Origin of the sequence: Bifidobacterium saguinibicoloris (genome assembly GCF_019331725.1) — a bacterium.
Classification (GTDB): domain Bacteria; phylum Actinomycetota; class Actinomycetes; order Actinomycetales; family Bifidobacteriaceae; genus Bifidobacterium; species Bifidobacterium saguinibicoloris.
In genome coordinates this window covers 75,832-100,100 of record NZ_JAHBBF010000001.1, presented here as the reverse complement: position 1 = coordinate 100,100, position 24,269 = coordinate 75,832, and the positions used below count along the sequence as shown (strand labels likewise).

At 63.0% G+C, this 24,269-nt stretch carries 26 protein-coding genes, 1 tRNA gene and 2 pseudogenes; 21 read left to right on the top strand and 8 right to left on the bottom strand.

Annotation, left to right across the window (positions count from 1 at the left end; translation table 11 throughout):
• The first annotated feature begins 5 nt into the window (after positions 1 to 5).
• The 12 genes from trpA to KIH78_RS00515 all read left to right on the top strand — a co-directional run bounded on the left by trpA (position 6) and on the right by KIH78_RS00515 (position 8,429).
• Positions 6 to 887 carry a tryptophan synthase subunit alpha gene (gene trpA, locus KIH78_RS00570; RefSeq protein ID WP_219130799.1) on the top strand — a complete coding sequence of 294 codons (882 nt, stop codon included), beginning with the start codon at positions 6 to 8 and terminating at the stop codon, positions 885 to 887.
• A gap of 66 nt (positions 888 to 953) precedes the next feature.
• Complete coding sequence (lgt, locus tag KIH78_RS00565) at positions 954 to 1,880, top strand: prolipoprotein diacylglyceryl transferase (RefSeq protein ID WP_219130798.1); 927 nt, start codon at positions 954 to 956, stop codon at positions 1,878 to 1,880.
• Positions 1,881 to 1,944: 64 nt separating this feature from the next.
• On the top strand, positions 1,945 to 2,613 hold the full coding sequence (gene rpe / locus KIH78_RS00560) for a ribulose-phosphate 3-epimerase (protein WP_219130797.1): 669 nt from the start codon (positions 1,945 to 1,947) through the stop codon (positions 2,611 to 2,613).
• Positions 2,614 to 2,670: 57 nt separating this feature from the next.
• Entirely contained in the window at positions 2,671 to 2,934 is a 264-nt protein-coding gene (locus KIH78_RS00555; RefSeq protein ID WP_214313255.1) for a phosphoribosyl-ATP diphosphatase, read from the top strand.
• 90 nt (positions 2,935 to 3,024) lie between these two features.
• The gene (gene hisG, locus KIH78_RS00550; RefSeq protein ID WP_214313253.1) at positions 3,025 to 3,876 is read left to right on the top strand and encodes an ATP phosphoribosyltransferase; all 852 of its coding nucleotides are present in this window, start codon (positions 3,025 to 3,027) and stop codon (positions 3,874 to 3,876) included.
• A 13-nt stretch (positions 3,877 to 3,889) separates the two neighbouring features.
• Positions 3,890 to 4,513 carry a CDP-alcohol phosphatidyltransferase family protein gene (locus KIH78_RS00545; RefSeq protein ID WP_214313251.1) on the top strand — a complete coding sequence of 208 codons (624 nt, stop codon included), beginning with the start codon at positions 3,890 to 3,892 and terminating at the stop codon, positions 4,511 to 4,513.
• Between the two features lie 134 nt (positions 4,514 to 4,647).
• The gene (locus tag KIH78_RS00540; RefSeq protein ID WP_420830087.1) at positions 4,648 to 5,499 is read left to right on the top strand and encodes a DUF881 domain-containing protein; all 852 of its coding nucleotides are present in this window, start codon (positions 4,648 to 4,650) and stop codon (positions 5,497 to 5,499) included.
• Positions 5,500 to 5,832: a small basic family protein gene (locus tag KIH78_RS00535; protein WP_214313247.1), complete on the top strand. Its 333-nt coding sequence runs from the start codon at positions 5,500 to 5,502 to the stop codon at positions 5,830 to 5,832. It abuts the gene before it with no gap.
• A 3-nt stretch (positions 5,833 to 5,835) separates the two neighbouring features.
• A complete protein-coding gene (locus KIH78_RS00530; RefSeq protein ID WP_214313245.1) occupies positions 5,836 to 6,684 on the top strand; it encodes a DUF881 domain-containing protein in 849 nt (282 codons plus the stop codon).
• Between the two features lie 18 nt (positions 6,685 to 6,702).
• Complete coding sequence (locus KIH78_RS00525) at positions 6,703 to 7,140, top strand: FHA domain-containing protein (protein WP_214313243.1); 438 nt, start codon at positions 6,703 to 6,705, stop codon at positions 7,138 to 7,140.
• A 185-nt stretch (positions 7,141 to 7,325) separates the two neighbouring features.
• Positions 7,326 to 7,955: a MerR family transcriptional regulator gene (locus KIH78_RS00520; protein WP_219130987.1), complete on the top strand. Its 630-nt coding sequence runs from the start codon at positions 7,326 to 7,328 to the stop codon at positions 7,953 to 7,955.
• A 99-nt stretch (positions 7,956 to 8,054) separates the two neighbouring features.
• Positions 8,055 to 8,429: a hypothetical protein gene (locus tag KIH78_RS00515; RefSeq protein WP_214313239.1), complete on the top strand. Its 375-nt coding sequence runs from the start codon at positions 8,055 to 8,057 to the stop codon at positions 8,427 to 8,429.
• 192 nt (positions 8,430 to 8,621) lie between these two features.
• On the opposite strand, the gene KIH78_RS00510 is transcribed toward KIH78_RS00515, so the two are convergent.
• The 7 genes and pseudogenes from KIH78_RS00510 to KIH78_RS00485 form a co-directional block, all read right to left on the bottom strand.
• The gene (locus tag KIH78_RS00510; protein WP_214313238.1) at positions 8,622 to 9,338 is read right to left on the bottom strand and encodes an HAD hydrolase-like protein; all 717 of its coding nucleotides are present in this window, start codon (positions 9,336 to 9,338) and stop codon (positions 8,622 to 8,624) included.
• A 169-nt stretch (positions 9,339 to 9,507) separates the two neighbouring features.
• Complete coding sequence (locus KIH78_RS00505) at positions 9,508 to 9,852, bottom strand: RNA polymerase-binding protein RbpA (RefSeq protein WP_214313231.1); 345 nt, start codon at positions 9,850 to 9,852, stop codon at positions 9,508 to 9,510.
• Between the two features lie 120 nt (positions 9,853 to 9,972).
• Entirely contained in the window at positions 9,973 to 12,549 is a 2,577-nt protein-coding gene (locus KIH78_RS00500) for a DEAD/DEAH box helicase (protein ID WP_219130795.1), read from the bottom strand.
• A 5-nt stretch (positions 12,550 to 12,554) separates the two neighbouring features.
• Positions 12,555 to 12,869, bottom strand: coding sequence for a hypothetical protein (locus tag KIH78_RS00495; protein WP_214313227.1), 315 nt, complete (start codon positions 12,867 to 12,869; stop codon positions 12,555 to 12,557).
• A 63-nt stretch (positions 12,870 to 12,932) separates the two neighbouring features.
• Positions 12,933 to 14,042: pseudogene (locus KIH78_RS10830) on the bottom strand (helix-turn-helix transcriptional regulator); the annotation flags it as partial.
• Positions 14,043 to 14,107: 65 nt separating this feature from the next.
• A pseudogene (locus tag KIH78_RS10825) lies at positions 14,108 to 14,846 on the bottom strand (helix-turn-helix transcriptional regulator); the annotation flags it as partial.
• Positions 14,847 to 14,969: 123 nt separating this feature from the next.
• Positions 14,970 to 16,397, bottom strand: a complete 1,428-nt coding sequence (locus KIH78_RS00485; RefSeq protein ID WP_219130793.1) for a UTP--glucose-1-phosphate uridylyltransferase — start codon at positions 16,395 to 16,397, stop codon at positions 14,970 to 14,972.
• A gap of 377 nt (positions 16,398 to 16,774) precedes the next feature.
• On the opposite strand from KIH78_RS00485, the gene KIH78_RS00480 reads away from it, so the two are divergent.
• From KIH78_RS00480 to KIH78_RS00465, 4 genes are all read left to right on the top strand, one after another.
• Complete coding sequence (locus tag KIH78_RS00480) at positions 16,775 to 17,551, top strand: class I SAM-dependent methyltransferase (protein WP_219130792.1); 777 nt, start codon at positions 16,775 to 16,777, stop codon at positions 17,549 to 17,551.
• Between the two features lie 121 nt (positions 17,552 to 17,672).
• The gene (locus tag KIH78_RS00475) at positions 17,673 to 18,062 is read left to right on the top strand and encodes a DUF1304 domain-containing protein (RefSeq protein ID WP_219130791.1); all 390 of its coding nucleotides are present in this window, start codon (positions 17,673 to 17,675) and stop codon (positions 18,060 to 18,062) included.
• 204 nt (positions 18,063 to 18,266) lie between these two features.
• A tRNA-Pro gene (locus KIH78_RS00470) sits at positions 18,267 to 18,343 on the top strand.
• Positions 18,344 to 18,618: 275 nt separating this feature from the next.
• Entirely contained in the window at positions 18,619 to 19,035 is a 417-nt protein-coding gene (locus tag KIH78_RS00465) for a tautomerase family protein (protein ID WP_219130790.1), read from the top strand.
• Between the two features lie 64 nt (positions 19,036 to 19,099).
• On the opposite strand, the gene KIH78_RS00460 is transcribed toward KIH78_RS00465, so the two are convergent.
• The gene (locus tag KIH78_RS00460) at positions 19,100 to 19,321 is read right to left on the bottom strand and encodes a hypothetical protein (protein ID WP_219130789.1); all 222 of its coding nucleotides are present in this window, start codon (positions 19,319 to 19,321) and stop codon (positions 19,100 to 19,102) included.
• A 23-nt stretch (positions 19,322 to 19,344) separates the two neighbouring features.
• Between KIH78_RS00460 and KIH78_RS00455 the strand changes: the two genes are divergently transcribed.
• The 5 genes from KIH78_RS00455 (at position 19,345) to KIH78_RS00435 (ending at position 24,258) form a co-directional block, all read left to right on the top strand.
• Positions 19,345 to 20,451, top strand: a complete 1,107-nt coding sequence (locus KIH78_RS00455; protein WP_236034305.1) for a terminase — start codon at positions 19,345 to 19,347, stop codon at positions 20,449 to 20,451.
• Complete coding sequence (locus tag KIH78_RS00450; RefSeq protein WP_219130788.1) at positions 20,448 to 22,010, top strand: phage portal protein; 1,563 nt, start codon at positions 20,448 to 20,450, stop codon at positions 22,008 to 22,010. The genes KIH78_RS00455 and KIH78_RS00450 overlap by 4 nt, the downstream gene beginning before the upstream one ends.
• The gene (locus KIH78_RS00445) at positions 21,919 to 23,550 is read left to right on the top strand and encodes a VG15 protein (protein ID WP_219130787.1); all 1,632 of its coding nucleotides are present in this window, start codon (positions 21,919 to 21,921) and stop codon (positions 23,548 to 23,550) included. Before KIH78_RS00450 ends, KIH78_RS00445 begins: the two co-directional genes overlap by 92 nt.
• Positions 23,537 to 23,776 carry a hypothetical protein gene (locus KIH78_RS00440; protein ID WP_219130786.1) on the top strand — a complete coding sequence of 80 codons (240 nt, stop codon included), beginning with the start codon at positions 23,537 to 23,539 and terminating at the stop codon, positions 23,774 to 23,776. Before KIH78_RS00445 ends, KIH78_RS00440 begins: the two co-directional genes overlap by 14 nt.
• Positions 23,777 to 23,865: 89 nt before the next feature.
• On the top strand, positions 23,866 to 24,258 hold the full coding sequence (locus KIH78_RS00435) for a DUF4355 domain-containing protein (RefSeq protein WP_236034304.1): 393 nt from the start codon (positions 23,866 to 23,868) through the stop codon (positions 24,256 to 24,258).
• Positions 24,259 to 24,269 lie beyond the last annotated feature (11 nt).

Sequence of the window (24,269 nt, the reverse complement as noted above, 5' to 3'; positions counted from 1 at the left end):
ATATCATGACGAACACCGAAACCACACCGACCACGCCGTCCGGACAGCCGCTTGGCATCAGCCACAAGCCCAGCCGCACCGAGGCCATGTTCGACAAGTTCAAGGCCGAGAACAAGCCCGCCTTCATCGGATACCTGCCCTACGGCTTCCCTGATCCGGACACCTCGCTCGACGCGTTCAGAACGATGGTCGAGCACGGCGTCGACGCCGTCGAAATCGGTCTGCCGTACTCCGATCCGGTGATGGACGGCCCTGTCATCCAGGCGGCGTCCTCCATCGCCCTCAACAACGGCGAGACCATCAGGCGCGTCTTCGAGGCCGTCGAGACCGTAGCCAACGCCGGCGGCGTGCCGCTGGTCATGAGCTACTGGAACCTCATCTACCATTACGGCGTCGAGCGTTTCGCCACCGACTTCGAGAACGCCGGCGGTGCGGGCCTCATCACCCCGGACCTCATCCCGGACGAGGCGGGGGAGTGGATCGAGGCCTCCGACCGCCACGGACTCGACCGCATCTTCCTGGTCTCCCCGGATTCGGCAGACGAGCGTCTCGCGACCGTCGCGAGGAACGCCCGCGGCTTCGTGTACGCGGCCGCCCGCATGGGCGTCACCGGCGAACGCGCGAGCCTCGACGCCTCCCCGGAGGTGCTCGTCGAGCGCACCCGCAGGGCCGGCGCCAGGAACGTGTGCGTCGGCATCGGCGTGTCCACCGCGGAGCAGGGCGCGAAGGTCGGCTCCTACGCGGACGGTGTGATCGTCGGCTCCGCGCTCGTCCACACGCTGCTTGCCGATGACAACCGGACCGCACGCGACAAGGCCGAAGGCCTGAAGCTGCTCGCCGCCAAGAGCGAGGAGCTCGCCGCGGGCATCCACGGAGCCCGCGCCTGACGGCGCCATCATCCCGGCCGTGTCCAGAAGAGACGGCCGGGACGGCCTTCCGCATAGGATGAAGACATGAATCTCGCATACATCCCCTCACCATCGTTCTCCAAGTTCCAGATCGGCCCCGTCACCATCCGCATGTACGCGGTCTGCATCCTCATCGGCGTCTGCTTCGCCGTCTGGATCCTCACCCGCAGATGGAGGCGCGTGGGAGGGACCTTCGACCAGGTGCTCGACACCACGCTCGTCGCCGTGCCGTGCGGACTGGTCGGCGCGCGACTGTACCACGTGCTCACCACGCCGGACATGTACTTCCCTCCGAACGGCGACCCCGCCGACATCGTCAAGGTCTGGGAGGGCGGCATGGCTATCTTCGGCGGCATCGGCGTGGGAGCGCTGGCCGCGTTCCTCTGGTGCCGCCACCGCCGTTATCCGTTCGCGCTGCTCGCCGACTGCCTGGCGCCGGGTCTGCTCGTAGCGCAGGCCATCGGACGACTCGGCAACTGGTTCAACCAGGAGTTGTACGGCTGGCCCACCACCCTTCCGTGGGGGCTTAAGCTCAACGGATCCTCGGATGCCATCGGCAGTACCGAGGTCTGCTATCAAGGTGCCGCATGCCCCACCGGCACGCTGTTCCACCCCACGTTCCTGTACGAGATGATCTGGAACCTCATCGGCGCCGCGCTCATCGTGTGGGCCGGACACAAGCTCGCCGACCGCCTCAAGGCCGGCCAGCAGTTCGCCATGTACATGATGTGGTACGGGCTGGGCCGCAGCTGGATCGAGAACGTCCGCATCAACTACTCCAGCGTGATTCTGGGCGTCCGCACCAACGTGTGGACCGCCATCCTCGTGTTCATCGGCGGTTGCATCCTGTTCGTGACGCTCCACCGCGTCGGGCAGGATACGGCGTCCCTGGCCGAACGGCTCTCCGCCGTCACTGCCGACGAACTTGAACGTCAGCATCTCGAAGAGGAACGTCGGAGGAACAACGGCTGAACGGCGCATCGCCGCGACGCCCGGACCTCCCCATAGTCCCAATTCACCATTAAGGTAGGAAACCATGAAGAAGATTGAAATCGCCCCCAGCATCCTGTCCGCCGACTTCTGCAACCTCGAACGCGACCTCAAGGCCATCGCCAACGCCGACCTCGTCCACGTCGACGTGATGGATCACCACTTCGTGCCGAACCTGACGCTCGGCGAGCCCATCGTCAAGCGCATCTGCGAAGTCACCGACCTGCCGGTCGATGTGCACCTCATGATCGAGGACCCGGACCGTTGGGCCCCGGAGTACGCCCGTCTCGGCGCCTCCTCCGTGTCCTTCCACGTGGGCGCCACCCACGCGCCGGTCCGTCTCGCCCGCCAGCTGCGCGACATGGGCTGCAAGGCCTGCTTCGCTGTGCGCCCCGCCGAACCGGTCGAGCCGATTTTCGACATCCTCGACGAGTTCGACATGATCCTCATCATGACCGTGGAGCCCGGCTTCGGCGGCCAGAAGTTCCTCGACAACCAGATGTCCAAGGTCCGCCGTCTGCGTGACGAGATCACCCGCCGCGGCCTCGACACCAAGATTCAGGTGGACGGCGGCGTGAGCCCGAAGACCGCGCACATCGTGGCCGAGGCCGGAGCCGACGTGCTCGTGGCCGGCTCCGCCGTGTACGGTGCGGACGACCGTGCGGCCGCCATCGATTCCATCCGTGAGAAGGCCGCCGCGGCATACCGCGACTGACCCGTCGCCACGGCAGACAACCATCATCGAACCAAAGAAAGCATCACCCGCAGAATCATGAAGACGTTTGAATCGCTGTTCGCCGAACTGAGCGAGAAGGCCAAGTCCCGTCCGGAAGGATCCCTGACCGTCGAGGAGCTCGACAAGGGCACCCACTTCATCGGCAAGAAGATCGTCGAGGAGGCTTCCGAGACATGGATCGCCGCCGAATACGAGGGCGCGGACCGCACCGCCGAGGAGATGAGCCAGCTGCTCTACCACGTGCAGGTCATGATGATCAAGCACGGTCTCACGCTCGAGGACGTCTACAAGCACCTGTGAGGGGATGGGTGGTGCGATGCACGGGCATGCGTCCACGCATCGCACCACCCATCATTATGCGGATCTTCGCAAACAACTAAGGGGAAAACCATGCTGAGAATCGCCGTGCCCAACAAGGGCATGCTGTCAGAGCCCGCTTGGAACATGCTGTCCGAGGCCGGGTACCGTCTGCGCACCAACTCGCGCCAGCTTGTCGTGGAGGACCCCGACAACGGCATCGAGCTGTTCTACCTGCGCCCGCTGGACATCGCCGTATACGTCGGACGCGGCACCATCGACTGCGGCATCACCGGCGAGGATCTGCTGAAGAACTCCGGCACCGAGGCCCTCGAGCATATGCCGCTCGGCTTCGGAGCCTCGACATTCCGCTTCGCCGCGCCGAACGAATCCTCCTTCAGCAAGTTGGAGGACATCGACGGCAAGCGCGTCGCCACTTCGTTCGACAAGCTGGTCCACGACTATCTGACCGACCACGGCATCAACGCCGAAACCATCCACCTGGACGGTGCGGTCGAATCCTCGGTGCAGCTCGGCGTGGCCGACCTCATCGCCGACGTGGTGTCCACCGGCACCACGCTGCGCAATGCGGGCCTGCGCATCTTCGCCGATCCGATCATGCATTCCGAGGCGTGCCTGATCCGTTCCCCGAGGCTCGATCCGAAGGACGAACGGCTCACCGTGCTGAGCCGACGTCTCGAGGGTGTGCTCACCGCGCAGCGCTATGTGCTCATGGACTATGACATCCCTGTCTCCAAGGTGGCCGCCGCCGTCGATGCGGCGCCCGGATTCGAAAGCCCCACCATCTCGCCGCTGCATGACAAGCAGTGGAACGCGGTGCGCGTCATGGTGCCGAAGGCCCAGGTCAACCAGATCATGGACAAACTGTACGAGGTGGGAGCGCGCGGCATCATCGTCACCGCGCTGCAGGCCTCCCGCATGTAGACTGAACCGAAGCATGACCACCGCACACGATAGCAACTCCAAGTACAGTCCGGAGGCGAGGGACATCTATCTGACGGTCCCCAACCTCATCAGTCTGCTGCGCATCATCTCCATACCGTTCATCGCATGGCTGATGGCGCAGCACCGGATGGTCCCCGCGCTCATCGTGCTCGCCATCTCCTCCGCATCGGACGGAGTGGACGGCATCCTCGCCAGAAAACTCAACCAGGTCAGCAAGATCGGCCAGATCCTCGACCCTCTGGCCGATCGGCTGCTCATCTTCTGCTCGATTCTCGCTCTCGGCGTCGCCGGCATCATCCCCTGGTGGATGCTGATCGTGGTCGGGCTGCGTGACCTCGTAATGGCCGTGCAGGTGCTATGGCTGGCGCAATACGGTTACGGGCCGCTGCCGGTGCATTTCATCGGCAAAACGGGTACAGCCCTGCTGCTGATGGCCATCGTGGGACTGACCGTCGCCGATCTGGGGGACGGCTCACTGTTCCACTTGCTGCATCTCGCCGCCGTCGCGGCCAGCATATGGGGCGTGGCCATGTATTGGCTTGCGGGATACATCTACTTCCGCCAGGGCATCACCGTGCTGCGGCAGGAGTTCCATCCCATCAAGGACCGGCGATGAGTCCATTCGAGCCGTCGCCGGCGTCATATCCGTCAAACGTCGGCGGGACCGCCTCCCACCGGCGCAGGGCCGCGTTCTCCCGGTCATACCGCGGGCTGTTGTCCCAACACGCCGGGAGTCCGGATTCCTCCTCCATGACGAGCGAGCGTGAGCGTCGCACCCGCATCAGGCAGGATGATTCGCTTCGGCTCATCGACGATCTGACGAACCGTCCGATGGACCCCATATATCTTGATGCGAACCTCGGCACGCATCGGCAGTCCTCGTTGTCCAGATGGCTGACCCGCATCATCTGCTTCGTCGTGTGCATAGGCGTCGGCTTCCTCGGCTGTCTGTTCGTCCAGCAGCTGCATACCGATCCGAGACGTCAGGTCCGTGAGAGCCTAGCTTCGGAACTCGAGACATCGCAGGCCAATGTATCCACGCTCACCGATCAGGTGAGCAAGCTGCGCGGAAGCATCGAACGCCAATCGAAACGTCTCGACGTCACCGAATCAAGCGAGACCGTGCTCAACGACGAAATGGCCAGCGGCCAGGTCGCGGTGAAAGGGGAGGGGATCGTCCTCACCGTCGCCAATCCTCTGGCCGCCGCCAATGATGGATCCACCGGCTCCCTACCGCGCGAGACCGCCGGAGACCACATGCGCGTCGTCACCGACCTCGACCTTCAGCAGCTCGTCTCCCTGCTGTGGCAGGCCGGGGCCGAAGCCATAGCGGTGAACGGACATCGTCTCGGCGTACAGACCTCGATCCGCACCGCGGGAGGTACCATCCTCATCGGTCTGGATGCAACGGAAAGCCCCTACAGAATCGAAGCGATCGGCAACAGGGCGAGACTTGCGGCGTCCGTCGGGGAACGACGGCTCGGCAGTCTTTACGATGCCTACAAAGACGCGGGCATCACATTACAGGTCAGACAATCGAAGGAGCTTACACTGGAGGCGGCCGTGATCGGCGATCTCAACTATGCGAGGAAGGCGGAATAGATGGCGGCAGTGCTGGGTCTGATCATCGGTGTGGTGGTCGGCATATTCGTCCAACCTGATATCCCCATCTGGGTGCAGCCGTATCTGCCGATCATGGTGGTGGCGGCGCTCGACGCATTGCTCGGCGCGGCGCGTGCCTATTTCGAGCGGCGGTTCTCGGATCGCGTCTTCATCATCTCCTTCTTCGCCAACGTGGTCACCGCCACGTTGCTCGTCCTGCTCGGCAACCAGCTCGGCGTGGGGTCCCAGCTGCAGACCGCGGTCATCGTCGTGCTCGGCATCCGCATCTTCTCGAACGTGTCGGCCATCCGCCGATTCATCTTCCGAGGCTGACCCATGGAACGAAGGCAGCACGGCAGGCATGACCAGGCGACGGGCGGCAACACCGTCCAGCGCATGAGGGAACGCGCCGAAACGGACGAACGCAACGACCGCATGGAGACGGGGTCGTTTCCCAAGGTGTCCAAACGCAGGGAAGGCAAGCGGGATCTCAACGGCAACGGTCTACGCGCGCGGCTGATGTCCTCCGTCCTCGTCGCGGCCATGTGTGCGCTGCTTGGCTTCGGCTACATGACGCAGATCAACAACACGCAGTCGACCTACGAGACGATGAGCGAGGACGAACTCGTCCGCCTCATCAACGAGACCAGCACACAGGCACAGAACCTCGAACAGCGCAAGAACGAGCTGTCCAGCCAGCTGACCAGCCTCAAAGCGGCAGCGGACAAGCGCGAACAAGCGGAGAAGATCGCCAAGCAGAACGAGCAGACCAGCGGCATCATCTCCGGACGTCTGCCGGCCCAAGGACAGGGCGTGGTCATCACCATCACCAAAGGCAGCAAGCAGGACATCGATGCGGCCACCCTGTTCACCCTCATCGAGGAGCTGCGCAACGCCGGCGCCGAAGTGATCTCCATCGGCAACGTGCGTGTCGTCACCTCCACGTCCATCGTCGAGCAGGACGGCGCTCTGGTGTGCGACGGCGTCACGCTCGACACCCCATACGTCGTGCGCGCCATCGGCAAGCCCGACGACCTGCAGAACGCGGTGAACATCGCAGGCGGCATCGGCTCCAGGCTGAAGGTCATGTATGGCTCACGCGTGACCGTCACCCAGTCCGACGACGTCGTCATCAAAGCCGTACGAGGCTCGACCACATACCAATACGCGAAGACCGTCGAATAGACGGTAGAATGAGGAGTTATGACTGAACCGATTCCAAGCGCGGGCGAAACGACCATCATCGGCCTACCCGCCATCACCATTCCCGTAACCGCCACCGGAGACCGTCCGCTGACCACGGAGGACCTCGACACCATCGCGCGCCTTTCGGAAGGCACGGCTTTGCTCATCTCCACCAGAGGGGCTGTGAGCGGCTCCCGGTATCTGCTCGACGAGGACGAGGTGACCGTGGGACGAGACCCGCGCGCCGACATCCTGCTCGATGACTCCACCGTATCCCGCTCCCACGCCGTCTTCCGCAGGAACGGGGGAGTGTTCACCGTCGTCGACGCAGGGTCGCTCAACGGCACCTACGTGAACCGTCAGCGTGTGGACCAGGCAACGTTGAAGAACGGTGATGAGATCATGATCGGCAAATTCCGACTCGTGTTCTTCACCAAGTCGGCCGTGATTGCCTGAATCGACGGGACCGATGGAGGAAGGCCCGCGTATGGACATGACGAGGCGTCAAAGCTTGGTCCCGAATCCGTACGCGGGCCTGCGCATATCCATGCCGGTATGCGCGTCCAAGGCCATGGTGGATGCGGCGGATGACGGACAGAGGCGGACAGGAGGGGATGATGGTAGGCGTTGATGACGGACGCATGCGTCCGAATCTGTCGCTGTGGGCGGATGACCAGCCGAACACCTCGGAATCCGCGGTACAGGGGGAGTTGTTCGCCGTCGACGACGAGGATGAGACCAGCAGGGGATATCGTGGAACGGTCGCCTCGAAGGTGGCCGGCATCACCTATCGTCAGTTGGATTACTGGGCCCGCAAACAGATTCTCGAGCCTTCGATCACGCCATCGCATGGTTCCGGTTCCCGCCGATTGTATTCGTTCAAGGATGTGCTCATCCTGGCCGTGTCGAAACGATTGCTGGACGCCGGCGTGAACCTGCAGAACGTCACGGCCGCCATCGGTTTTCTCAGCCGGCGTTCCACGCGACGGCTGGAGAATGTGACCATCATGTGTGACGGCCAGCACGTCCACGAATGCGTCACCAGCGACGAGATGGTCGAACTGCTGCGGACAGGCAAGGCCGTGTTCGCCATTTCCGTGGGGTCGTTGTGGCATCAGGTCCACGATACGCTGGAGGGGGAGGACTATGTCGACCTCAGGCTCCACCCCGCACAGGCGTCCGCCGGTCGGCCCATCGACGACCTGACCGCGGAGCGGCTCCGCAGGAAGCTGCGTGTGCAGCAGGCGCGACGGGCCGAAGGGCGTGGCTGAGCATCGGCCCTTTTGGGGAGTCCGCGCCGGAAGGGGACGCCGATCCGGTAGGCGCGGTTTCGTAAGGCGTGGTTTCGTAAGGAAAGGTACGATTACGTTATGTTCGATTTGATGCCTGCGGCGTTGTGGTGCGTCGCGGTGGTTCTGTCGCTGAACATCGTCGGACTGTGCGTGGTTCGTGGACGGCTGGGCCGACCCTACACCGGTGAGGTTCGACGGGTGAGCTGGCCTGTCGTGTTCGCGCATGTGACGTCGTTGGTCGTTGGCGCGATGCCGTATATTCTGGTCGCCGCCTTCAGGGCGGACGCTCGGGCGTACTCGTCCGACATGATCGATTTCTACGATCGGTACGGATGGCCGTCGGCCGTCTTCCTGCTTGTCATGCTCGTCCTGCAATGGCTGTGTCTATACTGGCAGGCGTTCCGCGCGTGGAAGAGCGAGGAGTTGCGCGCTGCGCGCGGCAATGCGGAATGATGCGTTACGTACATCGTGCATGGGGAGTATGCATAGCGCATTATGTATGGCGTATGCATCGAGAGGCGCGGCAGGCAAGGAGGATGCTGAGCGACTCCCACTAATCTGACATAACGTACCTTATCGGTCAAACGCGGAGAAAGTTGCGTCCATACTAAACATATGGACGCAACCCGCTGTCCGTCGACGCGGTCAGCGCTGGAAGTACTCGTTCACCGCGTCACGGAGCTCGGACACCTGCTCGATGATGCGGTAGCATCCGTGCTCTTCGAGTTCGCCGGGTTCGGCGTAGCCCCAGCCGCATCCGAGGCAATCGAGTCCACAGGCCTTCGCGCCGTCGGCGTCCGTCCAACGGTCACCGACCATGAGCGCCTTGTCTCCGGCCGTGGCGTCGAAGCCGATGTGCTCGAAGCAGTATCGAATCACCTGGTCCTTGTCGAGACGGGAATTATCCTTGCTCGCGCCGTAGATGCCGGACACCATGGGTGTGACGCCGAACCGTTTGCAGATCGGCTTGGCCTGGTATTCGGGCTTGCAGGTGGCCACGGCCAGATAGTATCCGTCGGCGCGCAGCCCGTCGAGTTGTTCGGCGATGCCGGCGAACACGCTGTTGACGTAGCGTCCGGCGACTTTCTCGCCGGGATGGTTCGGATCGTCGAACACGTTCCGGTTGGCGTAGTAGTCGCGGTAGATGTCGACGGCCTCGTCGAGGCGGTCGGCGGGAACGTGGTTGCGCTTGAGCGAGGTGATGATGGCGGGGCCGACGAACCGGTGGAGCTCCTCGTCGTCGGGCACGGGCATGCCCAGGTGTTTGAACGTCTCCGTCACGCTGAGGATGATGCCGGGTGCGGAATCGGTGAGGGTGCCGTCCAGATCGAGCAGGACCACCTTCTTGGGATGTTCGGCCATGTGTTTCGCTCTCCCCTTGTTGTTCGCGACGGTTCGGCGACCGTCGTTTGTGGGCTACGTTGTGTTTGCGGAAAACATTATGCCCGGTTGCAGTGACCGGGCATGTAGTTCAGGTGTCGTTCACCCGTACGTCCATCGGATGTTTCCGAAGGGACGGCACGTCGGACCGTCATTCGTAGTCCGGAATCCAGCCTTCGCGATGCATCTTGAGACGCTTGTCGAGCAGCTCCTTGAGCTCTTCTTCGCTGCGGCGTTCCAGCAGCATGTCCCAGTGGGTGCGGGTCGGCTTGGCGATTTCGTTCGCCGAGGCGTCCTCGCCTTCGCGATGGGCGGTGGAACCGCAACGGCACTCCCACTCGTCCGGGATCTCGGCACCTTCCGCGAACGGCAGGATGGTGCGATGGCCGTTCGGGCAGACATAGGCGACTTCCTCGCGTGCGGCGAAGTCGACGTTCGAATCGGATTCCAGCGACTTCGCACCGATGCTCATGCCTCGAAGACTGCGTTCTGCCATGATTCGTGTTCCTCCTTGTAAGACCACTCAACATTACGAAACAGCGCGGACGTGCGGCGTATTCCCGTCACCGCGTCCGAAGTGCCGCCGTCGACGTCCTTGACATACGTCTATGGTGTGTCAGTCGACACCCGAGTATGCAACGACGCCTCGGTTGACCATCTCGACGGCTTGTTTGGCCCGACGGGCGAGCGATTCGCCGTTCTTTCCGAGATACTCCCCCGCCACGGAGATCTGCTGCAGCATGTCCGCGAGCCGCTTGGCGTTGCGCACGAAGTCGCCGCCGGTCAGCTCGGTGCCATGCAGTACGCTTGCCAAATCGTCGCCGTCGGCCCACTCGTACATGATGTCGAGGATGCCGAAGTCCACGTCGGGTAGGGAATCAAGCCCATGGTCTTCGCACAGTGCGTTGACCTGCGCCCTGATCGCCTTGAGCTCGCCGGCTGCCACGGCGATGGGGCCATGGACGGTGCCGGGATAGTAGCGTGGTTCTCCCCCGCCGCCGCGCCGCGCCTCGTAGACCAGTCCGGACAGCACCGCGGCCAGACCTGCCGGGGGCAGCAGGTCCAGCGCGCCGGTGAGAATCGCCTGCGCGAGGACGACGTCCTGTTCGCTATAGAGTCGTCGTAGCAGCTGGCCGTGCGCGGTGAGCGTGTAGTCCTTCTCTCCCGAACGTTCCAGGTATCCGAGAGTGTCCAGCACGTCGCAGATGCGGTCGAACTGGCGGGCCACGGATCCGGTGCGGGAGTCGTATCGGTCCTGCACGCGTCCCAGTTCACGCATTTCGCGAACCCACCGATGCCCCCATTTGAGATGCTGCTGCAGGTCGGGGCATTCGCGGCAGGGATGCTCGCGGTCCTTGGCGCGGAGTTCGCCGATGCGCCGATCGAGGTCGCGGAACGCGTCGGATCGTTCCTGGTCGGAACGGAAGACCGTATGCTTGAGCCGGTTGCGTTCGGTCTTCTCCAGATCACTCAGACGCATGCGCAGGCTCATGAAATCGCGGAAGTCGCCATGATCGCAGGCGAACGCCTTCTCATATCCTTCGATGGCCTGACGCAGGGTATCCATGCGGGATTCCAACTGCCATGCGGAGGCGTTGGCCTCCCATTGCGCGAAGGAATGGTCGAGCGTGACGCGTGACGTCTCGTAGTCGCTGGCGTTGAGCAGGTTCACCGCCATGTTGAACGTGGCCCTGAAGCTGGAGTGCAGCGGATAGACGCGTTTGCTGGACAACGCCGCGGCGGTGGCGGGCACGAACCCATGGTGGTCCACCACGATGGCGTGTCCTATGGTGTCGATGCCGCGGCGGCCCGCACGTCCGGTCAGCTGGGTGAACTCCCCCGGCGTCAACGCCACATGACCGGTGCCATCGTATTTCTCCAGCTTTTCGACCACCACGCATCGGGCCGGCATGTTGATGCCGAGTGCGAGGGTCTCGGTGGCGAACACCATCTTCACGAGCCCCTCTTCGAACAACCGTTCGACGATTTGGCGGAACAAGGCGATCATGCCGGCGTGATGCGAGGCGAACCCTTCCTCGAGCGCGAAGCGGAACCGGGCGAATCCCAGCGCCTTGAGGTCCTCGGAGGACATCTGTCCTTCGACCATCTCGTCGACGATGTGCCGGATGCGCTTCACCTCCTGTTCGGTGGTGAGTTCGAGGCCTGCGTTGATGCATTGCTCGACTGCCTGGTCGCAGCCGTTGCGCGAGAAGATGAAGTAGATGCCGGGAAGCATGTCGAGGTAGTTGAGTTCGTCCACGACGGCCCAGCGACGCGGCGTGTACCGTTCCGGCTTCCGGTTCTGGTCGTTCCGTGCGGCGCGTCCCTTGCCCCCACGTTCACGGCCGCGTCCGCCGCCGTGTGGCTTGTCCGCGCCCCGACGCCGTGCGGCGAGACGGTCGAACTGATCCAGACGGTCGGCGAGCTGGGGGTTGAGTTTGGTGGTCTGGGCGCCGTCGCCGTCACGTCTGTACAGGTCGATGATTTCGGGTTCGGTGCGTTCGTCCTTCTGGACGATGACGTGCTGTTCCAGCGGGACCGGACGCCGTTCGGACACGACGAGCTCGGTCTCCCCGCGTACGGAGGAGATCCACTGGCTGAAATCCTCCACGTTGGATACGGTGGCGGACAGGGCCACGATGTGCACACGCCTCGGCAGGTGGATGATCACCTCCTCCCATACGGGGCCGCGGAACCGGTCCGCGAGGTAGTGGACCTCGTCGAGAATCACGTAGTGCAGCGCGTCGAGCGTGGTGGAACGCTCGTAGAGCATGTTGCGCAGCACCTCGGTGGTCATCACGACGATGTCTGCCTCCGAGTTGATGGAGGTGTCGCCGGTGAGCAGGCCTACCTTGTCGGGACCGTACAGGTCGACCAGATCATGGTATTTCTGATTGCTGAGCGCTTTGATGGGGGTGGTGTAGAACGCCTTGACGTTGCGTTCCTGCGCCAGATAGACGGCGAAATCGGCCACGACGGTCTTGCCGGCGCCGGTCGGGGCGGCGACGAGCACGTTCTTGCCGTCCTCGAGGGCCCTGTTGGCCTTGATCTGGAATTCGTCCAGGTCGAAGGGCAGCGTGCGCGCGAACCGTGCCGCCGCGCCGGCGTCCTGTCGTTGTCGTTGTCTGAACGCCGCGTAGCGTGCCGCGGGTGATGTGGTCTGTTGGTTCGTGGTGTCGTGTCGACGTGTCATGCCTGTTATAACGCGTTCCTCCAACGCTTCCATGCGCGCACATGCCGCTCGCGTTTGGCCTGTCGGCGTTCGATGACGGCGGTGTGCGCACGTTCGTATCGCGCCGCGGCTTCACGCAGCGGCAGCGTGAAGATGGGAGCTTCGGCCTCATCCTCCGTTTCGTCGATGTCAGACATGGCCGCGAACCGTTCGCCGATGGCGCTCCCCGTCTCCGACACCGTATGCAGCGCGGCGACGGCACGCCTGAACGCATAGACCAGTCCGAGAACAATCATGGCGATCATGAACAGGGTCAACAATAGCCAGATCCACCAAGGCATGAGGTTCTCTCCCCTTTCCCATTGCATCCCGTCGGCTCGTCCGTAGCGCCGGACGACCGCGGGTCAGTCCTCGTTCCGTCCCACGACGCTGAGCTCGCGTTGCGCGCGCGCGACGATCATGGTGCGTAGCGTCTCCGGTGCCACGGCCTTGATGTGCCGCGCATGAGCGATGCAGAAGGCAACGAACCAGGAGTCGGAGGAGACGATGAGATTGATCTTCTCCCCCTGACCGCAAGGTTCCACGCTGGCGCCGGGCAGGTTCTCAACGAAGGAGGTGCCCTTGGCGTCGGTGATGAACATCGCGGCGGTGCCGTTGTCGAAGCTCCATTTGCGCAGTTCGCTCAGCGGCATGTCCGGGATGTCGAGGCTGGTGGTGGGTTCGACGAGCTTCGCCTGTTCGATGCGCGCGATACGAAGCACCTGCCAGGTACGCGGTTTGCCGTTGGCTTTGTTAATGGCCGGGTTCTTCAGGACGACGTCCTGCTTGTCCTCGGGCGCGGCCGCCGCCACGTCGGTCCAGACGGCCACGTAGTACACGCCTTCGTCCACGTAAATCTTCACAGGGGCGACGAGACGACGACGGTTGTTGCCGGCACCGTCCGTATAGGTCATGTCAAGCAGGGAGTTGGACGTGATGGCCCTTTTGACGATGCCGAAGTTATGCGGTTCGAGCTCGTACCCGGTGAGGCTCAGCCATGGGGTCTGGCCCGGCTTGACGTGCTGGTGCAGACGATGGTACAGGTTTTCCGCACGCTCCCGCTGGGCGTCGGGCAGCAGCGGCGAATGGGCCAGATAGCTCACCGACGCGGTGAGCATGCTCAGATACTGGGGCGAAATGCCGGCGAGGCGTTCCAGTCCGAGCGAATTGGTGGCCGAGACGATGCCCTCGGCGTCGAGCAGGGACCAGTCGATGTCGAAGAACTGGCTTCCCGCCATCTCGCCGTCGTCGGACACGGTGGTGAGCGTGTTGATGTCCTTGTGGATCACGTTCACCGCCTTCTTCAGCTCCTCGGGGGTGCGGGTCTTGCCGATGAAGCGCACGGCGAGCTCCTCGAGGGAGAACTCCTCGCCGAGGTGGGCGGACAGGAAGAGCATGAGGCGCAGGCGACGGTCCACTTCGCTGCCGGTCTGGAACGACGACTTCTTGCCGTGCTGCTTACCTGATTCGGTCTCATCCGGGTCGGGAGCGTCCCCGACCGTCTGCCCGGCCGTCAACGCCGACGCCTGTTCGATGGTCGTCTTATCGGCCAAGGCGATGTTCTCCGCGGCGACAAGACGCCGGTGGAACGCATCGGCGGCTTCCTGCGGACTGACGATGGAGGCACCAGGATGTTCCAGCACGTACATGGCCAAATCATCGGAATCCGTGTAGGCCACATTGATGTGTTCGCCATCCACGTCGATGGTGGCGGCGAACCGGCGGGAATCGATGACCTTCACCAAGGCGTCCGGAATGGTCTGTGTTCCCAGACCGGGGGCGATGGAATCCAACCCCAAGCCCGGGATGGGCGTCTGGGGTACGCGGGGCGCCGTACGCGAGGCGTGACTGTTCGCGTCGTTCTGTTCACGTTCGCTCGACATGGACATGGAACGGGCGAGATAGTTCGCGGCGGCCAGGACGGACATGTCCTCCGGCTCGAAACGCAGACGCACGCGAGGTTCGTCGCCGAGCTGCAGACGGTAGGAGGCGAAGTCCTGTCCCTCGGACTTGGACGAGTATTCGGGTTGGCGCGATTCGATGGCGATACCCATCGCGGCCAGCTTGGCGCGGTCGCGTTGGAACTGCTTGGCGAACGCGGCCTTGGCGGCCTGATCGGCCAATTCCCCGTAGGAGTCGGCGTATGCCTTCACCCGTTGTGCGATCTGACGGGAGGTGAGCCACTGCGGGAACGCGGATGACAGCACGGCCAGCACATCGAGCTCATGCTTGCCCCACTTGTCCGAAAACCGCCGCCTTCCGGTGCTACCTTCTGCCATTAGTCCTCACGTATCGTTAAGGTGTGTTACACGTGCGCCCTGAAGCGCATGCCTCCATCTATATTACGGTGTTTTTTCCGCAACGGGCGTCATTTTGCGAAAAATGAACGTCCGAGTGGCGTGTCAGATCCAATTATCGGGTTCGACGCCCTGTGGTCCCACATATTCCCCGTTCGGCACATATCGCGGTTCGCCCTCGTCCTCGAGCTTCGCGTCGGAGAACATGACGACGTCGCGTCCGAATGTCCAGTCGCCGTTGATGGTCACGGAATTGGCGGCCGCGAGCGAGGGGACGCTGTAGGGGAAGCGTTCGTCGAAGTCGTGGATGTTCTTGTAGTACCTGGGGTCAAGGTTCACGTTCGGGAAGATGTAGTTGCCGTCCTCCATCTCATAGGTGTCCGTCAGATGGAAGCGATCTGACCGCATGATGAACAAATCGTCGGTGGTCTTGACCGGCAGGAACCGCATGCGGTCCACCTGCACGCAGATGGCCCCTTCGAACAGGGCGATTGCAGCGCCCATCGCGGTCTCCAGCTGCAGCACCGGCGTGGACTTCGGATCGGTGGGGTCCACGGTCTTGTGGTTGCGGATTACAGGCAACGGAAGCACGCCGTCATACTCGGCGAGCTTCGCCTTCAACGCGTCGACTCGCACCCAGATGGAGTTCGTGTTGAAATACGGGTGCTTGTCGATGTTCTGGGCATCGGCCTTGTCGTCGGGATGCACCTGGCTCATCTCACGCAGGATGAGACGGCCGCTCTTCGCGTCGCGCACGATGTGGCCGCCTTTGCGGTCGGCGTACGTACGCGTGGCGACCTCCACCATGAACGGGGCGCCTGTGTTCTCGAAATGCTGCGCCAGCGTGCGCGAGGGGCGCGCGCCGAGGTTGTCCGAGTTGGAGATGAACAGGTATTCGAAACCGTTCTCCTCTAGCTTGTCCAGCAGACCGGATTCCCAGATGGTGGAGAACAGGTCGCCGTGTCCGGGCGGGCACCATTCCAGATCGGGGTTCTCCGGGAAGGAGACCGGCGCTCCCGTGGCGAGGTCGATCTTCGGCTCCACGTGTTGGATGATCTCGGTGGGAATGGTCTCCTGATGGAACTTCCGGTTGTGGGCGAGCACCTTCATGGTGTCCTTCGAGGTGCGGAAGGAGTTCATCAATGTCAGCGGCAGGTCCACGCCGAGCCGTGTGCGCGCGGTGATGACCTGGCCGAGAATGATATCGATGAAGCGCATCTGCTTCGCCTTGTGACGTCGCACCGGGAGCAGCGACTTTGCGCAGTCGAGGCCCATGGACGTGCCGAGACCGCCGTTAAGCTTGAGGAACGCGGTCTTGGCGAACGCGTTCACGGCCTTGTCGTGGTCGATGGTCTTGTAGACGTCATGGAAGCTCGGGACTCCGGTAAGCGGCTCCACATCGGATTCGCGGATCCAGCTGGAGGCCTCCTCGTTGCGCCACACGTCATACAGACGCCTGAACTGGCTGATGGCCACCTCGCTCATGCCATGGTCTCGCATCTTCGCGGCGGACTGGTCGAACACGTCGGACATACTGCTCCTTACATTCGGGACGGGCCGTTGCGGCGGCGTTCCTGCGTTGCGGACTGGTGCCAAGTCTAACGGATATTCCACGGACACCCCGCAACCGAGGTACATGCAGGGTGAAAAGTTGGTGAATGGCCCGTCGATGCTGCCCACTGACTCCACACGACTCGTTCAGGCATCGATGTTCACCGGCCGCCGATGTGTCCTCACGAAGAACGCCGATTCCGATGTCTCGAACGCTTGGCGCCTCCGCGAAGCCGTACGCCAGCGATGCTCAACATGGTGTTCATTCTGTATCGTTGAATCAAATCGACAACATGTCGAGCATTGTTGCTCCAGTTTTGGCATCTCTCGACTGTTTCATTGCGGGAACGACAGCCGGGATGCCTATGCTGGGGGCCATGGGGCATACGAGATTCCAAGGAAAGGCGCAGGCATACGCGGAAGGCAGGCCGGGGTATCCCGCCGAAGCAATCCGATACGTCGGGGAACTGATCCGCCATACGATCGAACCGGAGGCCGACGTCCCCTCCATCGCGGACATCGGTGCCGGCACGGGCAAACTCACCATCGCACTGGCCGGACTCGGCGTGCCCGTATACGCCGTCGAACCGGATGCCGACATGCGGCATGAACTGACCTCCCGCACACGCGGCCTCGCCGACGTGACGGTCGTCGCCGGCACGGCGGACGTCACCGGTCTGCTGGACGGAAGCGTGGACGTGGTCGTTGTCGCGCAAGCGCTTCACTGGTTCGATCCCGAAACCTTCGCCGCCGAATGTCGTCGCATCGCACGCGACGGACGATACCTGCTGGTCTCGCTGTACAACGTCACCTCCTTCGACTCGGCGATGCGGGCCGACCGACGCGACGGCCATGGTGACGTCATCACGGGAAGCATCCGTCATTTCGAAGACACGAAAGCGGCATTCTTCCGCCAACCCACGGTGCGCTCGTTCCTTAATCCCATCCGCTACACACGTGACACATGGCGTGCGTACATGGACTCGCACTCGCACAGTCCGCTGCCGGACGAGGAAGGATATGCCGCCTATCGGGCATGGGTGGATGAACTGTTCGACCGGCGGTCCGTCGACGGCATCCTGACCGACGACACCCTCTGCATGGTAGCCAGCGAACTCGTACGTCTCGCCGACTGATGCAGCCATTTAAGACGCGGACTCCCCAATCCGCGGAAGACCGGCATGGACGCCGGAACCGACACCGGTGGTAGTCTCTCAACCGTACAGTGTCCATCCGCGCATCGAAGGGAAGATACGAATGCTTACGGCATCATGTGTGTTCGCGATTCTGGCGGGATTGCTTCATGTCCTGATATTCATTCTGGAATCGTTCCGCTGGACCGACCCGAAGACGATGAAGACCTTCTCCATCCGATCGCCCCAGGAAGCCCAAGCCACAAAGGAGATGGCCTACAACCAAGGCTTCTACAACCTGTTCCTCGGGCTCATGGCATTGGGCGGCGCGGCGCTCGTCCTCACCGGACAACATGCAGTCGGCGCGACGCTGATGGCCGCGGGAACGGCATCCATGGCGCTTGCCGCTTTGGTGCTGCTCACCGGAAGTCCGGACAAACGCGGCGCCGCGATCAAACAGTTCCTGCTCCCGGCGATTACGTTGGTGTGCCTGCTGGTCTCCGTCGTTCTTTGACGATGCCGGTACGCAGGGATGCCGCTCCATGTCTGCCGCCGATGTCGCGGTTGGCGGCAGACGAAAACCCGATGGACGACGACCTGCGCAGAAGCATGTGACACACTATCCGGAGCATGGGCAAGATGCGAAACACGCCGATTTGCGTTTCCCGATACATCTGGTAGATTATTCCATTGTTGCGCGTTGGGGCGCAGCGATCATCGGACCATAGCGCAGTTTGGTAGCGCACTTGACTGGGGGTCAAGGGGTCGCGGGTTCAAATCCCGCTGGTCCGACCAGAAAGCCCGGAATCTCAACGATTCCGGGCTTTTTCGTTTCTCTCTTCTTCCCTCTTTTTATCCGCCTCAGACACGATTTTCAGACACGACCAGACACGATGCCCCCATGACACGCCTCATATTGCCGGCGTGTCGCTCAAGGGCTTCGCGTCTTGCATTTATCCGACGCATACCTTACCTCACGGTTTCTTCACGCGGTTTTTGTCGAGGGGTACCGTCGCGACCTGCTCCGTATAATCCGCAGGGAATGATATCCCCTACCGAAGGAGACGGTCATGCCGTACATCAGGGCCCGCATCGCGGGCGACGAATCATCGCAGACGGCCGCACGGGTCGCGCAGCTGCTCACCGATCTGGCTGTAGACACGCTCGGCAAGCAGCGCGACGTGGTGTCCGTGGACGTGGACTTCGCAAACCCCGCCCACTGGTTCGTCGGCGGCGAGTCCGCCGAACAATGGCATGAGGCCACGTTCTACGTGGAGATCAAGATCACCGAGGACACCAACACGAAGAACGACAAGGCCCTGTTCGTCCAGTGCACGTTCGACGGCATGAAGGCCATCCTCGGCGAAGTGTCCGAGGCCAGCTACGTCGTGGTGCAGGACGTACGACCCGACTCATGGGGCTTCGGCGGCCTCACGCAGGAATACCGGTACATCGCCGGCAAGATCAGCGCCGAGGTCGGCGACTGACCGACACGCGAAAAACGCCACGGCCCCGCTCTCCCATCGTGGAGAACGGGGCCGTCTCGTCGTTTCAGCCGGCTCTTCGACGCAGCAACGGCACGATGCCGCTGAGCGTGACATGGCCGTGTTGGTCGGGCGTGAGGCGTTTCTGGTGGATCCATGTGCGGATGGTCGCGACGGGCAAGCGGATGCCGGCCTTGGCGCATTCACGGCTCAGCTGCTTCGGGGTGCCCTTCTTCTCGGATTCGGCGAGCTTGTCGAGCAGCCGGTCGGCGACGTAGGTGCGGTTCACCTGCGTGCGAGACGTTCCAGACGATGTGCGGTTTCGCCCGCGACAAAATGATGGCCCGGTACGTGGACCATGTCCGCCGTGCGAACGGCCAGCAGGAGATCGCGTTCCGCAACGGTTCGCGTATCATGTTCGGCGCGCGCGAGCAGGGCTTCGGCCGCGGCTTCGACGCGGTCGACATGGAAATCTTCGACGAGGCGCAGATCCTGACGGTGAAGGCGTTGAACGACATGGTGCCCGCCATGAACGTGTCGCCGAACCCGCTGCTCGTGATGATGGGCACTCCCCCGCAGCCGGGCGACCCGTCCGAACAATTCGCCCAGAAGCGCGCCGACGGGCTCGCCAAGACCGACGGCATGCTGTACGTCGAGTTCAGCGCCGACCGCGACGCCGACCCCGACGACCACGCCCAGTGGGCGAAGGCGAACCCCTCGTATCCGAAGCGCACCAGCGCGAAGGCCATCCAGCGCATGCGCCAATCGTTGGGCGGCGTGGACAACTTCCGCCGCGAGGCGTTGGGCATCTGGGACGAGGACACCACCCTGAGCGCCATCGACCCGAAGCAGTGGGCGGCCGGCGCCGTCGACGTCCCCGATTTGGAGGGGCGCGTCGCCTACGGGCTGGACATGCCCCCGGACAGGTCGGCGCTGGCCGTCGCCGCCGCCGTCAGGCACGGGGACGATACCGCGTTCGTGAACCTGCAGGAATACCGGGACGCGCGCCGCGAGGGCGTCGCATGGGCCGTCGACTGGCTCGCCGGACGCTGGCCGAAGACCTGCGCGGTCGTGGTGGACGCGCAGTCGCCGGCCATGAGCCTCGTCCCCGACCTCGAGAAACGGCATGTCCGCGTCACGGTCACGCAGACGCGCGACCTCGGCGCCGCCACCGGAAGGACGCTCGACATGATCCACGCCGGCACCCTCCAGCACCTGTCCGCCGACCGGCAGCCCCAACTGAACACGGCCGCCCTGAACGCGACCCTCCGCCCCCTGGGCCCCAACGGCGCGATGGCATGGAACAAGAAGGGCGCGGACATCGACATCAGCCCCCTGCAGGCCGCCACGCTCGCCCTGCACGGCGCATACACCAGCAAACGACATCCCGGACGCAGACCGAAGGCGGTGGCACTATGAGCGAACCAGTCCCCCAGCTGTGGCAGGCGATGGCCGGCGTGGACGGCCTTCCGCCGGAGTTCCGGGATGATTGGGCGTCCATGGTCCTCCAATGGTCGCGGAAGGTCGACCGCAACCAGCTGCGCTCGACCTACTACGACGGGCGCAACCGTGTCAAGAACCTCGGCATCGCCGTACCCGACAGCATGGAAAGCGCGAAACTCGCCGAGGTCGTCGGATGGCCCGCCAAGGCCGTGGACGTGCTCGCCAACCGCGTCCGCTTCGACGGTTTCGTCACCACCGGCGACGACGTCGACCCGCTCGGGTTGGATTCAATCCTGCGGGCGAACGACTTCGCCGGCATGCTGCCGCAGGCGGTGCGCTCAGGCTTGACCCACTCGTGCTCGTTCCTTTCGGTCCGCTCCTCGACGCCACAGGACGGCGTGGACTCGCCGGTCGCGGTGTCGTTCCATTCCGCACTGTACGCGACCGGTCTGTGGAGCTGGGCGCGCCACGGGTTGACGGCCACGATGACCATCATCGACATCGACCGCGAATCGTTCGCCGGCATGAACGCCATCGTCCCCTCCGAGCTCATGCTCTATGAGCCCGGCTTCACGGTCAGCGTCCACCGGCTCCCCGACGGCCGATACGTGGCCGACGAGCCGCAGGAGACGCACATGGACCATGTGCCCGTGTACGTGCTGCCCTACCATCAGGACCTGCACCGGCCGTTCGGACGCTCCCGCATCAACCGGGAGGTCATGAGCCTGACGGACACGGCCGTGCGCACCATGCTGCGCATGGAGGTCAGCGCGGAGTTCTATTCGAGCCCGCAACGCTATCTGCTCGGCGCCGACCCTCCCACCGGAGTGGACGGCAAAACCCTGACCGGCTGGCAGGCGTCGCTGTCGAAGATGCTCACCATCAGCCGTGACGAGAACGGCCAACTGCCCACAGTCGGCCAGTTCTCGCAGATGACCATGCAACCCCACTCCGACATGCTGCGCGCCCTGGCCGGCAGGTTCAGCGGCGCGACCGGCGTGCCCATGGCCCAATTGGGCGTCATGACCGACTCCGGACCCTCCAGCGCGGACGCGATAGCCGCCTCGGAGACGGAGCTGGTCATCGAGGCGAGGAACACGTGCGACGCGTTCGGCGGCCAACTGCGCAAGGCCGCGCGCGACATGGCCGTCCTCAACGGCGCCGACCCCGGCGACGAGGCATTGCGCAACCTGAAGGTCAACTGGCGCAACCCGGAGCGCCCCTCGCAGGCCGCGATGGCCGACGCCGTATTGAAGCAGGTGCAGGCCATCCCATGGCTCGCGAACAGCCGCGTCATCCTCGAACAGCTCGGCTACACGGACACGGACATCACCCGCCTCATGTCGGACAAGAACAAACAGAACGCGGCCGCCGTGCTCGACAGGCTCGTCAACATGGACGCGAAACAGCAGCCCGCGAACCGGGCGGTGACGGGAGGCGACGATGGCGGACAACAGCAGCCGGACACCGCAGCGAGCGGACGTGGAACGGCTGGCCAAGGCGCAGCAGTCGGCGGTGGCGCAGGCGCGGCGTGAGCTGCGCCGGACGTTCACGACGGTGTACAACATGTTCGACACCGCCGGCGAACAACGCGACGCGCTCCTGGACCTCGTGCCCGCCATCGCCGCCAAATACGGCAACATGGGCAGCGTGGCCGCCGGCGAATGGTACGAACAAATGCGCGCCAAATGGTTCAAGGACCAGACGGACATCGACACCACCTACGAGCCCGACGACAAGGCCATCCAGGAGACCATACGCCGCCTCGCCGGCCATTTGTGGGACGGCGAGGACGGCACGCCCGCCGACCCGGACGCCATGCTCAGAGGCCTGCTCGCGAACATGGACAAATGGGTCAAGGCCGGCGGCCGCGGCGCCATCGAGAAGGCCACGGAAAGAGACCCGAGAAAACCCCGGTACGCGCGCGTGCCGCAGGGCGCGAAGACATGCGCGTTCTGCGCGATGCTCGCCGGCCGCGGCTTCGTCTACACGAGCGCCGAAGCCGCCGGCGCCATGCGCAAATACCACCCCGACTGCGACTGCGAAACCATCCCCAGCTGGGACAAGAACAACCCCAAGGTGCAGGGATACGACGACTCCCGGTTCGAGAAACGGTACATGGAGGCGCGCCGCATGCTCGAGGACGGCACCGTCCCCGACGAGCTCAAGGCCGGGCTGCTCAAAGTCAAACCATACTTGGAGCCGAAGCACAAGAAATCATGGTACGGGCCCGAGGACCCCAACAACGTCAACTCCATCACCTACCTCATGCGACACCTCCACCCCGACGAATACACCGACCTGATCCTCAAAGCCCCCGATTTCCTAATCAAGGATGGCGGGGCGAAGGAGACGCTCGGCGATGATGCGGCAAAGACCTTGGACAGTATCCTGAAGAACTCCGCATATCAGGCGACCGTGAAACTATGGGCCCAGTATTCGGACCGATACGTAATTAAAAGCTCGATACTGAAGAAAGGCGGACGCGCACATTACAACAAAGCCAAGGGGGGCATCTTCATCGATGTCGATTCGGTCGGCGAATCCTCCAGAGGGCACGGACCATATGGGGTGTTCATCCATGAAAGCGCGCACATGCTCGACGATCTCCTCGGCGACGGGTCGTCTGGCTATTCCGTGACATACGGAGGCGGTATCTTCCCTAAGACGCTTGCCGACGAAGGCACCTCACTCTTCTATCGTAGAGTGGAGACAGTCGAGGCCGACAGCTATCCGGAACGCTTCCCGAAAGCGATGGAATCCATCGCCAAGGAATTCTGGGACATCGGAGGCGACGACAGCCTCAACCTCCACGACATGATGATCGCCTCACTCCAATCAGTCAATACGGCTCTCTCCGACACCTACTATGAACGCTATGGGCAGGCCGGTCACCCCGGCAAGTATTTCGCCCAAGCCCCCAAAGGAGTCCTGCAAGCCAGAGAAGCATTCGCCGAGATGCTCGAGACCCAGATTACCAACCCGAAGGCATGGGAACTGCTGCGGAGATACTTCCCAGAATCATCTGATATCTTCAATCGCATGATCGAGGAGGCACCCAATGGCAAATCCTGAATACGATAGGGCATATCTCGAAACATGCGGCAACGACAAGCTGTCGGAACTCTATATGGAGCGATTCGGAGAGTGGTACCCCTGCAACCCATACGGGCTCACGATCAAAATCTACGCAGGTTGTGAAGAAGACCCCGATTTCCGCCAAAAAGCGATAAACGCATTGATCTCCGGGAAAACGGTTCAACCACCCTCGTATGAATTGGACCCCGACGACATCTACTAGCCATAACCATTTTTGTTCATAGCCACCCGCACGGGTGGTTTTTTTATGCCCGGAACGGGCCCCACATCAACATCCATAGGAGGAATCTCATGGCCGAGGAAGCCGACACCACCATCCAGCCGCAGGACGCGGGCGAGCCGCACGGCGAACCGAGTCCCACGGATTGGGAGGCGAAGTACCGCGAGGCCGTATCCCACTCGCGCGAGTGGGAGAAACGCGCCAAGGACAACAAGGCCGCCGCCGACGAACTGCAACAGCTCAAGGAAAGCCAGATGTCCGAAACACAGAGGGCCGAAGCCAGGACCGCGAAGCTCCAGAAGGAACTCGACGCGCTGAAGGCCGAGAAACAGACCAACGAATGGCGTTCACAGGTCGCCGAGGAGACCGGACTGCCCGCCAACCTCATCGTCGGCGACAGCCTCTGTGTCTGTTCAATAGAAAGTGGGCCAAAAGAAACGCCGAAACGGCCTACCACAACTTGACAAAACACAAG